Raw genomic sequence first — 13,912 nt, 5'->3', positions numbered from 1 at the left:
CTTGTGCATTGGATAATGGTACGTAGAGTGCGTTGCTGAACTAGCTAGCCAGTTTTGCAGCGATATCAGCGATGCGTTGACCATACAGCTTACCGGTCGCCAGATCGCCGGCAACCACTTCATCTGCGCTGGCGTCAGACGGCGTCTGTGCCAGCAGACCCACGGAACCACCGAGGTTATTCAAATCGTCGCGTTTTGCCGCTTTGGCATTGGAGGGCAGTTGGTTCAGGCTGACCCAAATTCCGCCGTGCTGTGAAGCCAGCGTTTGCAGATAAATCAGGGTGACCTGCTTGTCCCCGTTCAGGCTGGCGCTGTTAGTAAAACCGCCAAACACCTTGTTGCTCCAGGCACGGGTAAACCAGGCTTTCGAGCTGGCATCCGCAAATTTCTTGAACTGCCAGGTCGGGCCACCCATGTAGGTCGGCGTACCAAAGATAATCGCGTCGGCGGCGGCGAGTTTCTCCCACTCGGCATCGCTGATGTTTCCTTCCGCATCGATGGCAATCAGTTCGGCGTTGGCACCCTCGGCGACGGCATGAGCTAAACGTTGCGTGTGACCATAGCCTGAATGATAAATAACGACTGCTTTTGACATAACCTTTCCTCGTTTCTCTGTGTTTATCAACAATACGCTGGAGCCTTGTCATGCTGCCCCGCAAGTGATACGTGCTTTCTAATCGATACTAACTTTATAATGTGAGGACTATATCGGAGCCTTATGGTTCTGTTAAGACAGCACTTTTAAGTGAGTTGGTATCTTCAAGGTAACCATACCCGTCATACTTCAGGCTGCTATATGGAAACTCGCCGATGAGCAAACGTTATGATGTTTATGCACAAAACTGTCCGACCCGCATGATTTTGGATCGCGTGGCGGATAAATGGACGTTGCTGATCCTCAATATTTTGGTTGAGCGACCGATGCGCTTTAATCAGCTAAGACGCGACGTAGAAGGGATTTCACAAAAGGTATTGTCGCAAACGCTAAAAAATCTGGTGCGTGACGGCTTTGTTGAGCGAACCGTCTTTCCGACGATTCCCGTGACGGTGGAATACGCCTCGACTCAAATGGGGAAAACGCTGGCCAAGCCGATTGCCGAGCTCACGTATTGGGCAGAACAGAACATGGATAATGTGCTGTTATCTCAGCAAAAGTTTGATGCGTCGGCGAATAGTACGGCTGAACCGCTCTAAGCGCAACGCACAGGCTCCTGCGGTAGCAAGAGCCTGTGGACACAACGCGATCAGCCCTTATTTGGCGTGCTGAAGGTCAAGGCGATAAACCGCAAAGCCCGTTTCATCATTACCGATGGACGTCATCGGGTACTGGGCTTTCTCTTTGATAAACGTCGCGGCTTTCTCTGACGGCGACGTTTCAAAACGGACATCCAGTGGCGTATCGCTGACGATAGGTGCCAGGCGCCAGTTGTTATCCGCCTGCGGTTTCACTTCTCCCGACTTTTGCGTTTCCGCGCTGATGTAGGCCGCCAGAACGGAGCGGTTTTCATCCGGCGAGGCGAAGGCCACGTATTTCTCACCCGTACCGGCAAATTTCTCGCCGTAGGCGCGGTAGTTGTTGGTAGCGATCAGGAAGGTTGCTTTGGGATCAATCGGTTTACCGTTAAACGTCAGTCCTTTAATACGGTGTGCCTTATCGTTGATTAACGCGCACTCGCTGTCATAACGGGCAGGTTGCGTCACATCAATCTGGTAGTTGACGCCGTCGATCACGTCGAAGTTATACGTGCGGAAGCCATCCCAGTTGAGCAACGATTGCGGCTCACGCTTGCTGGTGTCGATTTGTTTGAACTGACCCGCCGAGCATTCCAGCCACTCCTGCACCTGCTGTCCGTTCACTTTCACAACGACCAGCGTGTTTGGATAAAGATACAAATCGGCAGCGTTACGGAAGGTGAGCTGGCCTTTTTCTACTTCGACATAGCTGGCCGGATCGTTTTTACGTCCACCGGCTTTAAACGGTGCGGCGGCGGAAAGTACCGGCAAATCGGCCAGATCGGGATCGCCCTGAATAAAGTGTTCTACATAGGCGCGCTGGGCATTGTTGACGATCTGCACGGTAGGATCGTCCTGAATCAGCGACAGGTAGCTGTACATGTTGTCTGCGGATTTGCCGATCGGTTTGCTGACAAACTCGCGTGTATTCTGGTGTGCATCGGAAAGCACTTTCACCAGCTTGTCGTCTTCCGCCGCCAGTGATTTCTTCTGCGCTTTGTCATAGATCGGTCTGGCTTCCGCTTTCGCCTGTTCCACCTTCCATGTGCCGCTGTCGTTATTCAACGTGAAATCGACGACGCCGAGATGGTCACCCCATTGTCCTGGCATCACCGCAGGGATGCCGTTGAGCGTTCCCTGTTTGATGTCAGCGCCCTTGATGTTGGCAAAGTCATTGCTGGGGAAAACCGCGTGAGCATGACCAAACATGATCGCGTCAACGCCCGGAACCTGGCTGAGATAGTAAACGGAATTTTCCGCCATCGCTTTGTACGGCTCGGCAGAAAGGCCGGAATGGGGGATAACAATGACCAGATCGGCCCCTTGCTTACGCATTTCCGGCACCCATTTTTTGGCGCTCTCCGTGATGTCTTCCACGGTGACCTTTCCTGTTAAATTGGCTTTATCCCACACCATGACCTGTGGCGGGACGAAGCCAATATAGCCGATGCGCAGGGTATGCGGTTTGCCGTCGCGGTCTTTAACCGACTTGTTTTCAATGTGATAAGGCGTAAACAGCGGTTTACCCGTTTTGGCATCCAGCACGTTGGCGTTCACATAAGGGAATTTCGCGCCTGACAGCGCCTTGTGCAGGTAGTCCAGGCCATAGTTGAATTCGTGGTTACCGATGTTGCCGACGGAATAATCCAGCGTGTTCATCGCCTGATAAACCGGGTGCACGTCGCCGGCTTTCAGCCCTTTTGCGGCCATGTAATCGCCCAACGGACTACCCTGGATCAAATCGCCGTTATCCACCAGCACACTGTTAGTGGCCTGTTCGCGTGCGGCGTGAATCAGGCTGGCGGTACGCACCAGACCAAACTTATCGGTTGGCGTATCCTTGTAGTAGTCGAAATCCATCATATTGCTGTGCAGATCGGTGGTTTCCAATACCCGTAGATCAACGGTAGCGGCATGAACGGTCGTGGCGACCAGCGTAGCAAGCAGGCTGAGTGCCAATGAATGCTTCATTGTGTAACTCCTTGTGCGGTGATTATCGACGCGTGAGGCGATCGGGGGTGTCTTTCATATCATGGTGAAGTTAAAGTGATTATCGTCTCTAAATACTGAGGATGACATCAATAATGGCAATAATCGTAGATTGCCTCACAGATGTATAATGAATGACAGAGATGAAGTCTGCGTTACGCGTAACCGATAACGACGAGGTTGATCATGTTAGAAACTGTTTGCCAACTGGCTCGCGATGCCGGTACTGCCATTATGCAGGTTTACGAAGGGCAACATCCTGTGGATGTCGCGCATAAGAACGATGATTCGCCAGTGACCGCCGCCGATCTGGCGGCGCACCGGGTCATTAAGGATGGGCTGACCGCGGCGTTCCCTGATATTCCCGTGCTGTCAGAAGAAGATCCGCCCACATGGGAAATCCGTCAGCACTGGCAGCGCTATTGGCTGGTTGATCCGTTGGATGGCACCAAAGAATTCCTCAGCCGCAATGGTGAGTTCACGGTGAATATTGCGCTGATCGAGCATGGTCAAGCCGTGCTGGGTGTGGTTTATGTACCGGTCACGGGCGTGATGTATTCTGCGGCGGCAGGTAAAGCCTGGAAAGAAGAGAACGGCCAGCGTCGGCACATTACGGTGAAGCAGGCTCACCCGCCGCTGGTGGTGGTCAGTCGTTCTCATGCCGATCGTGAATTAAAGGACTACCTCAACCAACTGGGCGAGCACCAGACGGTGGCGATTGGGTCATCGCTCAAATTTTGTCTGGTGGCGGAAGGCGAAGCACAGCTTTACCCGCGCTTCGGACCGACAAACATTTGGGATACGGCGGCGGGCCACGCGGTGGCGGTGGCTGCCGGGGCACAGATTCACGACTGGCAAGGACAGCCGTTATCCTATACGCCGCGTGAATCCTTCCTCAACCCCGGCTTTCGCGTCTCTTTATTTTAGCCTGCCAGACGCTCTCGTTTGTTATTTCTCTTCCAGCAACTGGCGCAGCAGGGACATCACCTGCTGCACTTCCTGCCCATTCAGTGCGCCATCCTTCACGAAACGGACTTTCCCTTGTTTATCCAGCACGGCGATAGCTGAGCTTTGCGGCTGTAGCTGCCAGGTTTTCCGCACGTTACCGTTGCTATCGACAATAAATTGCGACCACGGGAAGGCTTTCTTGTTGTCCTCAAGGCTACTGCGCACAAACATGCTGGTGCCGATAATGGCATCGTCGGTATTCACGATTGTCGTCGTTTGGTAATAATCGTGCGGTAGGTTAGCGGCCTTCAGTGCGGAGATGAGCGGGTCGTTCATCTCTTTGGCGGAGGTGCGGCCAGCGATATGTTGTATCACCCGTACTTTTCCGGGCAATTGCGCGCTGTTCCAGTTTTTATAACTAAACTGATTATTCTGGTACTGAAGTTCCCCTCTGTCCGCGACGCCGACGGGAGGAACCAATTGGTTGAGCACTAGCGTATGGGCTGAGGCAGGAAGCGAGGCAAGCCCTAACAGCGGCGTGATAGCAAGAGCGAGGAGCAGGTGGCGTATTTTTATCATGGTATGTCCTTCTGTGTAGGGAACCTGATGCGATGTCAGTGATGGAAAAGATCAGGCTATGGAATAAGCGTAGATTCAGGAAACTGGTCTGTCCTGCTTCGCAGTAAAACGGTTTGTGCCTGAGTGCACAAAACCCTTATTTTTGAAGGTTTATACTGGTGACTAAGGGTTTACTTAAACACTGTTCTGTAAAAATCTGTAAAAGCAGTTAAGAATACTGGGGTGTGGGGAACTAAATACCGTTTTGCTGTACTAATTAGCAGTATCCGTTATCTCATTAGCGCTCCAGAACCTCAGTCATGTTGGCGAAAGGGAGAGCGTAGAAAAATAAAACGGGAGAGTAAAACGGGAGAGTAAAACGATGAGGATTTTCGAACGTTACAATCCTTTGAAAGTCGCTAAATATGTGAAAACCCTGTTTCGCGGGCGGCTGTACATAAAAGGGGTTGGTGCTTTTGAGTTCGACTACGGCAAAATTCTACTGCCAAAGAAACAGGATAAGCAGCATCTTCTGGTGATGTCCGAAGTGAATCGCCAGGTCATCCGGCTTCAGGCTGAGATGGGATGAGTGATAAAGAAACGGCCCGTAGCGGGCCGTTTTGGTTTGTTATGAAGACTGGTGGGTTACGCATGTCTTCTGGCGGTTAATCGTCGCTATCAATCTTCACGCTTGATGAGACAATCGGGCGGTCTTCCAGACGCGTCACCAACAGCTGATCGATCTTGTAGCTGTCGATATCTACCACTTCAAACTTATAGCCTGAGAAGCGCACCGCATCGGTCCGTTTCGGGATTTTCCGCAGCGTATACATCATGAAGCCGCCGATGGTTTCGTAGTTGCCGGAATGCGGGAAATCATCAATATTCAGCGCGCGCATCACGTCTTCTATTGGCGTGCCGCCTTCAACCAGCCAGGAATTCTCATCGCGCGCGACAATCTGTTCTTCCATTCCCTGACCGACGAGATCGCCCATCAGCGTGGTCATCACGTCGTTAAGCGTGATGATGCCGACGACCAGCGCATATTCGTTCAGGATGACCGCAAAGTCTTCGCCCGCGGTTTTAAAGCTTTCTAACGCTTCGGACAGCGTCAGCGTATCCGGTACGATCAGCGCTGGACGAATCTGCACGCCGCTACTCAGCGTCAGGCTCTGGTTTCCCAACACCCGAATCAGCAGGTCTTTGGAATCCACGTAGCCGACGATCTGATCAATCGTGCCATCGCAAACCAGAAACTTGGAATGCGGCTGCTGGGCGATCTTTTCCTTAATGCTGTCTTCCTGCTCGCGCAGATCGAAATAAACCACGCTTTCGCGTGAGGTCATTGAAGACGGCACGGTGCGGGATTCCAGTTCAAATACGTTCTCGATCAGTTCGTGTTCCTGCTTACGCAGCACGCCAGCCAATGCACCCGCTTCCACCACGGCGTAAATATCATCGGACGTGATGTCATCTTTACGCACCATCGGCAGCTTGAGCAGGCGGAAAATAACATTAGCCAGGCCGTTAAAGATCCACACCAGTGGACGGAAGAGAAACAGGCAGAAGCGCATGGGGTTGATTATGCGGACCGCGACGGCTTCCGGCGCAATCATACCAATGCGTTTCGGGGTGAGGTCGCCAAACAGGATAAACAGACTGGTGACGAGGACGAATGAACAAATGAAGCTGACTTTATCTGCGGCTTCGGGTGACATGAAGCGTTCAAACAGAATGGAAAACGTCGGGGAAAATGCCGCATCGCCGATAATACCGGCCAGAATTGCGACGGCGTTGACGCCAATTTGAATCACGGTAAAGAAGATGCCCGGTGTCTCCTGGAATTTGAGCACCAGATCGGCGTTGAGGTTTCCCTCGTCGGCCATCAGTTTGAGTTTAATTTTACGGGATGCCGCCAGCGAGATCTCGGACAGCGAGAAAAATGCACTGATGGCAATGAGACAAAGAATCAGCAATAGACTGTTTAACATCATTTTTAACGTTTTCGCATGCGTCGAGATTGACGCAGCGATCCTCAGAAAGGTGAGTATACTCGTCATACTTCAAGCTGCTTGTGCGTTGGCTACGCTCAGTCACCCGAATCACTTACTTGAGTAAGCTCATCGGGACTCCTTCCCTTGCCGCCTTCACGCAACTCGAATTATTTAGAGTATAAATTAATAGCAATAATTGAAGGTCTATAACCGGGCAACGATCTGCCCGGTTGCGGGGCATTATAGCAGGAGCGGTGAATTTACCGCCAGTGGTCAACGCGGAGGCGGAAGACAGATGCTGATGCCGCCTAGCCCGCAGTAGCCGTTCGGGTTCTTGTGCAGGTATTGCTGGTGGTCGTCTTCCGCATAATAGAACGGCCCCACAGGCTCGATTTCTGTGCTGATAGCGCGGCTGTCACCGTTTTCTCTCATCGCTTGCTGAAAACGTTGAAGGCTGTCCTGTGCGGCCTGTTCCTGCTCAGGGGAGAGCGTATAGATAGCTGAGCGATATTGGCTGCCGATATCACCGCCCTGACGCATACCCTGCGCGGGGTCGTGATTTTCCCAGAACAGTTGCAGCAATTGTTCGTAGCTGATAACCGCTGGATCGAAAACGATACGCACCGCTTCGGCATGATCGGTCAGCCCGCTGCACACTTCACGGTAGGTCGGGTTGGGCGTGTAACCGCCAGTGTAACCTGCTGCGGTGCTGTAGATGCCTGGCTGTTGCCAGAATAAGCGCTCTACTCCCCAGAAACAGCCCATCGCAAAAATTGCCACGGACATGTGATCCGGCACATGCGTCATGGAATGTTCATGAACGACATGAAGCCTGGCTACTGGCATCGGGGTGGAACGTCCCGGTAAAGCATCGGATTGTGTAATCCGCTGCGTTTTATCAATCGAACTCATCACGTTGTTAACTCCAGCTAGACTGGGTAAATAACCCGCTTTCATAGAAAGCATAACCAAGAAGCATTGACCTGTCTTTATATCTTACTGGGGTTTAATGTTAAGGTAATGTTTATCTGTAATGCCGCATATTGATGTTTGTAGTTGAAAATCTATTCTTAAGATAAAAAATTAGTATTTATCACTAAGATAATTGAACATTAGTAGGGAATTTCGGCGCTACGTGGCGGATTGCCAGGTAAGCGTACAGCGTCGTCCGTCAACGCGGCGGGCGAAGTGACAAAAGCCATGCTATAGGTTTTAGACGACGAGGTTTTAGGCGACAGACCGATTTATCAGGGAGCTCAGTGACTATTTTCATTGCAGACAAACGTTTCATTGCAAAAAGACGTTTCACTTCAAAGAACCGTTTCATTGGAAAAAAAAGCGTTACCGGGCAAAAAAGCATAGCAGGACAAAAAAACAGTTTTGCTGGCTGTGGTTCGCCACGGTACCGGTTTCTTGGCCTGATGTGCGCGCTGCTTATGTTGGCACCGGAGAGCCAGGCGGCGAATGTGCGCCTGCAAGTCATGGGGCTGGAAGGGCAACTACAAAAGAATGTGCGGGCACGTTTATCCACCATCGCGGTCGATGAGGTCAATGCCGATGGGCGTTTCCGTTCACGCGTTGATGAAGCGATCCGTCAGGGATTGCGCGCGCTTGGCTATTACGATCCACAGATCGGTTTCGAATTCCGGCCTGCCGTTAATGGCGGGCGGCCTGTACTGATTGCTACCGTCACGCCCGGTGAACCGGTAAAAATTGCCGGGGTGAACATCACCTTGCGCGGTGGTGCGCACGACGATAAAGATTACCAGCAACTGGTTAAAGACGATCGCCCCGCAATCGGTTCAGTGCTGAACCACGGCGATTTCGATCGTTTTAAAAGCGGGCTGAACGGTTTGTCATTACGCAAAGGCTATTTCGATGCCCGCTTCCAGCAAAGTCAGCTTGGCGTGATGCGGGAAGAGAGAGAGGCGTTTTGGGATATCGACTTTGATAGCGGTGAACGCTACCGCTTTGGCGCCGTACACTTTCAGGGCGCACAAATCCGCGAGGATTATCTGCAAAATCTGGTACCGTTTCATGAAGGTGATGCGTATACCAGTGAAGATCTCGGTGAGTTAAACCGCCGTCTTTCTGCGACGGGATGGTTTAATTCCGTCGTGGTGTCGCCTGATTTCGACCAGTCAAAAAGCACCAAAGTGCTGCCGTTGGAAGCCGTGGTAACACCGCGAACCCGTAACCGTATCGAAACCGGGGTGGGGTACGCTACCGATGTGGGGCCGCGTTTTAAAACAACCTGGAATAAGCCTTGGGTGAATTCACGCGGCCACAGTCTTGAAAGCAGCCTGAGCGTGTCCGCACCGGAGCAATCGCTTGATTTTAGCTACAAAATCCCCTTGCTGAAGAGTCCGCTTGAGCAGTATTACCTGCTGCAAGGCGGCTTCAAACGTGAAGATCTTAACGATACTAAATCGGATGGCACGACGTTGAACGTGGCACGCTACTGGGATCTTTCCAGCGGGTGGCAACGGGCGATTAACCTGCGCTGGAGTCTCGACCACTTTACGCAGGCGAGTGTGACGGATACCACGATGCTGATCTATCCGGGTGTCAGCATTAATCGAACTCGCCAACGCGGCGGATTGATGCCGGTGTGGGGCGATACACAGCGTTATTCCATCGACATCTCTGACACCTCCTGGGGGTCGGATATCGATTTTGCTGTGGTTCAGGCACAAAACGTCTGGATTCGTACGCTGGCGGATAAACACCGCTTTGTCGCACGCGGTAATCTGGGCTGGATTGAGACCAACAATTTCTCCCGCGTTCCTCCCTCACTGCGTTTCTTTGCCGGTGGCGATCGCAGCATTCGTGGGTATAAGTACAAATCTATTTCGCCACGCGACGACGATGGCAAACTGACCGGTGCGTCCAAGCTGGCGACTGGCTCGCTCGAATACCAATACAACGTAACGGGAAAATGGTGGGGCGCGGTTTTTGTTGATTCAGGTGAAGCAGTGAATGACATCAAACGGAGTAACTTCAAGACGGGCACGGGCGTCGGCGTACGCTGGGCCTCGCCGATTGGCCCAGTGAAACTTGATGTCGCCATGCCGATCGGCGATGCAGAGAAGAAGAATGATGTTCAGTTCTATATCGCGCTGGGGCCTGAATTATGATGGATGAGAAAAACGAAAAAAAAGTACAGGATCCGGTGACAGAAGAAAACGTCGCGCACGATAACGCGCCGACGCGGCCTGCACGAAAAGGGCGCGGGTGGAAAAAGGTCGGTATTGGCCTTGTGGTATTCTTACTGCTGCTCGTGGTTGGGTTGGGGATGTTGGTGGGCACCACGCCGGGCCTGCATTTGTTGCTGAATACCGCCGCCCGCGTGGTGCCGGGGTTGGATATTGCCAGCGTGAGCGGCGGCTGGCGTGATTTAACGCTGAAAAATGTCAGCTACGAGATGCCGGGTGTGACGGTAAAGAGCGAGGAATTTCACCTGTCGCTCGCACTGGGCTGCCTGCGCAAAAGTCAGTTGTGTATTAACGATCTCTCGGCGAACCGCGTCGATGTAATCGTCGATACCAAAGCCTTACCCGTGGCGGAAGCGACACCGCCGCCTTCGACGCCGGTAACGGAGATCTCCGCACCGTTCCCGATTTCACTGCGCCAGTTAACGCTTAGCAACGTTCAGGTTACCGTGGATGACACGGCGATTTCACTGAGCGAATTCCGTACCGGAATGCAGTGGGAAGGGCGTGCGTTGACGCTGCTACCGACCAAAATCAGCGCGTTGCTGGTGGCTTTGCCGAAAACGCCCGTTGACGTGCTGGAGGATGGCAAAGTAACGGCGGCGGAAATGGCATCTGTCGTTAAAGAAACCGCGAAGAGTGTGCGTGATGCCGCCGAGCAAGGCGCATCGCAAACCGTTCATATCGATCACACGCTGCAAATCGATAAAGCATTAGAGGCCAATAATACGGTCGCGGCCGCCACAACGACATCACCGATACCGACCGCGTCGTCGCCACAAACGGATAGCACCGCTGACAAGCCGACAGTCCCTGAACAGCCGCTGGGGGAACGCCTGAGCGAGCTGTTCTCCAAACCGTTATTACCTGATTTGCCGCAGTTCACGTTGCCTCTGGATCTGAACATTGTCGAGATTCACGGCGAGCAACTGCGGCTGACGGGCGATCAGGACATTGTGATTAATAACCTGTTCGTGCAGGCATCGACCCAGCAACAGCATTTGCGGTTGGATAAGTTGATCGTGCAATCGCCGCAGGGTGGATTGAATGTACGCGGTGAGGCAACCCTCAGCGAGAGCTGGCCTGTCTCTCTGACGGCAAACGGCGTGTTGAATGTCGAACCGCTCAAAGGTGAAACGCTAAAACTGGCGGTTGATGGTGGCCTGCGCGAACAGCTGAATGTGGCGCTGAACCTCTCGGGGCCGCAGCGCGCTCAGTTGGATGTGCAAACCAAACTGGCAGAAGCCGGGCTGCCGCTGGCATTGACGCTGCAAACCGAGCGTGTGCGTTGGCCGCTGACGGGCGCCACGCAGTATCAGGCCAGTAACGTCAGGCTGCGGTTTAACGGCAAAGCGACCGACTATGCGCTGTCGCTGCGCGGCGATCTGAGCGGTGCGGATATTCCCCCCGCGACGCTGCTGCTGGATGGCAAAGGTAACGAACAGCAGTTTACGCTGAGCCGTCTGCGGTTGGCGGCGTTGCAGGGGAATGCCGATCTAAGCGCGCTTATCGATTGGAGCAAAGCGATTAGCTGGCGCAGTGAGCTGCTGCTGAACGGGATTAACACTGCAAAACAGTGGCCTGAATGGCCCGCGAAAATAGACGGCAAGATAACGACGCGCGGTAGCGTCTATGGCGGGAGCTGGCAATTACAGGTGCCGGAGCTACGGCTGGATGGCAACGTAAAAGCGAATAAGCTCACGGCCAGAGGTGAACTCCGCGGCAACGCGGCGGGTCAGTGGACAATACCCGAGCTGAATCTGGCATTAGGCCGCAACCAGTTGAACGTCAAAGGCGAACTGAGCGACAAGTGGCAATTGGATGCAGATATCAATGCGCCATCGCTGGACGGCATGTTACCCGGTCTGGCAGGGCGTGCCCTCGGTACGCTCAAATTACGCGGCAATCTGCGTGAACCTCAGATGCTGGCGGATATCACCGCTTCCGGCCTGCGCTGGCAGGCGATGACGATTCGTCAGGTGAGAGTAGAGGGCGATGTTCGCTCCGAACAGCAAATTCAGGGCAAGCTGGCTGTACGTCTCGAAGCACTGAAGCAGGACGACCTGAATATTGCGCTGTTGACGTTGGATGCCAGCGGCAATGAAAAACAGCATCAGCTTCGGCTGAATATGCAGGGTGAGCCGGTCGCGGGTCAGTTGGCGCTTTCGGGCAGCTTCGATCGTCGGGAACAGCGCTGGCGCGGTACGCTGAACAATACCCGCTTCGACACGCCAGTGGGAGAGTGGCGTCTGACACAGGATATGGCGCTGGATTACCTGAATGCACAGCAGAAAATCACTATCGGCACGCACTGTTGGAGGAACCCGAACGCAGAGCTTTGCGTACCTAAGGCGATTGAAGCCGGGCCGAGCGGGCAGGCGAGCATTCGACTGAATCGCTTCGATCTCGCGATGTTAAAGCCGTTCCTGACGGCGGATACCGTGCTGGCTGGAACGTTCACTGGCGGTACCGATATCAGTTGGCAGGCGGGACAAGGCTTACCGCAGGCGAAAGTGTCGCTGGTGGGCAACGGGGTGAGCGTTCGTCAGCAGCTGCAGGGCAACACGCTGCCGATTGATTTCGACACCTTTACGCTGAATGCGGGGATCGATCGCGGGCGGGCGCAGCTTGGCTGGCTGATGGCCATTCGGGATAACGGGCGATTCAGCGGCGATATTCAGGTAAGTGATCCACAGGGTCGGCGCAATCTCGGCGGCAATGTCACGATCAGCAATATTTCACTGGCTTTACTCAACCCTGCGTTGAGTAAAGGAGAGAAAGCGGCGGGGATACTGAATGCGAACCTGCGTCTGGCAGGGGATGCGGCGCGCCCTCAGATCTTCGGCCAGATGGTGCTGGAACGGCTGGATATTGATGGCAACTGGATGCCGGTTGATCTGACCAACGGGCGGTTGGCGGTGAACTTCAGCGGGATGTCGTCAACGCTGCAAGGCTTCCTGAAAACAGATAACGGGCAGTTGAACCTCGGCGGGAATGCCGACTGGTCGCGACCGGACGCCTGGCGTGCGCGGATCGCAGCGAAAGGCCAGAAGCTACGCGTGACGATTCCGCCTATGGCGCGGCTGGACGTCTCACCGGACATTGTTTTCGAAGCCACGCCACAGCTGTTTGCGTTAAACGGCTCAGTCAGTATTCCGTGGGCGCGTATTGTGGTGAAAGATATGCCGGAAAGCGCGGTGGCGGTGTCATCGGATGAAGTGATGCTGGATGCGCAGGGACAGCCGCTGAAGAAAGCCAGTGCGGCAATTCCGATTAACAGCAATCTCACCATCCGTGTCGGGAATGATGTGCGGCTGGATGCGTTCGGGCTGGCTGCCCGCCTACAGGGCGACCTGAAAATGGTTCAGGACGAGCGCGGATTAGGGCTGAACGGGCAAATCGATATTCCGTCTGGCCGCTTCAAAGCCTACGGACAGGATTTGATCGTCCGTAAAGGGCTGATTCTGTTCTCTGGCCCGCCGGATCAGCCGATCCTGAATATAGAGGCCATTCGTAACCCAGACAATACTGCTGATGACGTTACCGCTGGTGTGCGCGTCACCGGCATGGCCGCCACACCGAAGCTGGAAGTCTTCTCCGATCCGGCCATGTCGCAGCAGGAAGCGCTCTCTTATCTGCTGCGTGGACAAGGTTTGGACAGCGGTGGAGCCGATAGCTCGGCAATGACCTCAATGTTAGTCGGTTTAGGGGTTGCACAAAGTGGTCAAGTTGTGGGTAAAATCGGCGAGGCCTTTGGCGTAAGTAATTTAGCTCTGGATACACAGGGTGTTGGCGATAATTCTCAGGTTGTCGTCAGCGGCTACGTCCTTCCGGGTCTGCAAGTGAAATATGGTGTTGGCATATTCGATTCTTTGGCAACGTTAACGCTGCGTTACCGCCTGATGCCAAAGCTATACTTGGAAGCGGTGTCTGGAATTAGCCAGGCATTAGATGTGCTCTATCAGTTTGAGTTTTAGC

At 53.6% G+C, this 13,912-nt stretch carries 10 protein-coding genes; 5 read left to right on the top strand and 5 right to left on the bottom strand.

The annotated features are described in order from the left end of the window. Positions 1 to 40: 40 nt before the first annotated feature. Positions 41 to 595, bottom strand: a complete 555-nt coding sequence (locus NAL19_RS17195; RefSeq protein WP_263057976.1) for a flavodoxin family protein — start codon at positions 593 to 595, stop codon at positions 41 to 43. Between the two features lie 215 nt (positions 596 to 810). Between NAL19_RS17195 and NAL19_RS17190 the strand changes: the two genes are divergently transcribed. After that, positions 811 to 1,194, top strand: coding sequence for a winged helix-turn-helix transcriptional regulator (locus NAL19_RS17190; protein WP_225085654.1), 384 nt, complete (start codon positions 811 to 813; stop codon positions 1,192 to 1,194). A gap of 57 nt (positions 1,195 to 1,251) precedes the next feature. Here the strand turns inward: NAL19_RS17190 and NAL19_RS17185 are convergent, their stop codons facing one another. Next, positions 1,252 to 3,204: a bifunctional 2',3'-cyclic-nucleotide 2'-phosphodiesterase/3'-nucleotidase gene (locus NAL19_RS17185; protein ID WP_263057975.1), complete on the bottom strand. Its 1,953-nt coding sequence runs from the start codon at positions 3,202 to 3,204 to the stop codon at positions 1,252 to 1,254. 204 nt (positions 3,205 to 3,408) lie between these two features. Between NAL19_RS17185 and cysQ the strand changes: the two genes are divergently transcribed. Next, a complete protein-coding gene (gene cysQ / locus NAL19_RS17180; RefSeq protein ID WP_225085652.1) occupies positions 3,409 to 4,149 on the top strand; it encodes a 3'(2'),5'-bisphosphate nucleotidase CysQ in 741 nt (246 codons plus the stop codon). A 21-nt stretch (positions 4,150 to 4,170) separates the two neighbouring features. Here cysQ and NAL19_RS17175 read toward each other — a convergent pair whose 3' ends face one another. Continuing rightward, positions 4,171 to 4,749 (bottom strand): YtfJ family protein, encoded by a 579-nt coding sequence (locus NAL19_RS17175; protein ID WP_225085651.1) that lies wholly within the window; start codon positions 4,747 to 4,749, stop codon positions 4,171 to 4,173. 361 nt (positions 4,750 to 5,110) lie between these two features. Here NAL19_RS17175 and NAL19_RS17170 point away from each other — a divergent pair, with 361 nt between their 5' ends. Continuing rightward, complete coding sequence (locus tag NAL19_RS17170) at positions 5,111 to 5,317, top strand: DUF1107 domain-containing protein (protein ID WP_005974755.1); 207 nt, start codon at positions 5,111 to 5,113, stop codon at positions 5,315 to 5,317. A 76-nt stretch (positions 5,318 to 5,393) separates the two neighbouring features. On the opposite strand, the gene NAL19_RS17165 is transcribed toward NAL19_RS17170, so the two are convergent. After that, positions 5,394 to 6,719, bottom strand: a complete 1,326-nt coding sequence (locus tag NAL19_RS17165) for a hemolysin family protein (RefSeq protein WP_225088215.1) — start codon at positions 6,717 to 6,719, stop codon at positions 5,394 to 5,396. A 276-nt stretch (positions 6,720 to 6,995) separates the two neighbouring features. Then, positions 6,996 to 7,634: a peptide-methionine (S)-S-oxide reductase MsrA gene (msrA, locus tag NAL19_RS17160; protein WP_263059741.1), complete on the bottom strand. Its 639-nt coding sequence runs from the start codon at positions 7,632 to 7,634 to the stop codon at positions 6,996 to 6,998. Between the two features lie 509 nt (positions 7,635 to 8,143). Between msrA and NAL19_RS17155 the strand changes: the two genes are divergently transcribed. Beyond that, the gene (locus tag NAL19_RS17155) at positions 8,144 to 9,859 is read left to right on the top strand and encodes an autotransporter assembly complex protein TamA (protein ID WP_263057974.1); all 1,716 of its coding nucleotides are present in this window, start codon (positions 8,144 to 8,146) and stop codon (positions 9,857 to 9,859) included. Then, positions 9,856 to 13,911, top strand: coding sequence for a translocation/assembly module TamB domain-containing protein (locus NAL19_RS17150; protein ID WP_263057973.1), 4,056 nt, complete (start codon positions 9,856 to 9,858; stop codon positions 13,909 to 13,911). Before NAL19_RS17155 ends, NAL19_RS17150 begins: the two co-directional genes overlap by 4 nt. The last annotated feature ends 1 nt before the right edge of the window (position 13,912 follow it).

The sequence above is a fragment of the Pectobacterium sp. F1-1 genome (genome assembly GCF_025643735.1).
GTDB lineage: Bacteria > Pseudomonadota > Gammaproteobacteria > Enterobacterales > Enterobacteriaceae > Pectobacterium > Pectobacterium colocasium.
This window is presented reverse-complemented; position numbering and strand designations above follow the sequence as displayed.

Coding starts and splice junctions, on each gene's coding strand:
- NAL19_RS17195 (WP_263057976.1), bottom strand. CDS start 595: ATGTCAAAAGCAGTCGTTATTTATCATTCAGGCTATGGTCACACGCAA.
- NAL19_RS17190 (WP_225085654.1), top strand. CDS start 811: ATGAGCAAACGTTATGATGTTTATGCACAAAACTGTCCGACCCGCATG.
- NAL19_RS17185 (WP_263057975.1), bottom strand. CDS start 3,204: ATGAAGCATTCATTGGCACTCAGCCTGCTTGCTACGCTGGTCGCCACG.
- cysQ (WP_225085652.1), top strand. CDS start 3,409: ATGTTAGAAACTGTTTGCCAACTGGCTCGCGATGCCGGTACTGCCATT.
- NAL19_RS17175 (WP_225085651.1), bottom strand. CDS start 4,749: ATGATAAAAATACGCCACCTGCTCCTCGCTCTTGCTATCACGCCGCTG.
- NAL19_RS17170 (WP_005974755.1), top strand. CDS start 5,111: ATGAGGATTTTCGAACGTTACAATCCTTTGAAAGTCGCTAAATATGTG.
- NAL19_RS17165 (WP_225088215.1), bottom strand. CDS start 6,719: ATGTTAAACAGTCTATTGCTGATTCTTTGTCTCATTGCCATCAGTGCA.
- msrA (WP_263059741.1), bottom strand. CDS start 7,634: ATGAGTTCGATTGATAAAACGCAGCGGATTACACAATCCGATGCTTTA.
- NAL19_RS17155 (WP_263057974.1), top strand. CDS start 8,144: ATGTGCGCGCTGCTTATGTTGGCACCGGAGAGCCAGGCGGCGAATGTG.
- NAL19_RS17150 (WP_263057973.1), top strand. CDS start 9,856: ATGATGGATGAGAAAAACGAAAAAAAAGTACAGGATCCGGTGACAGAA.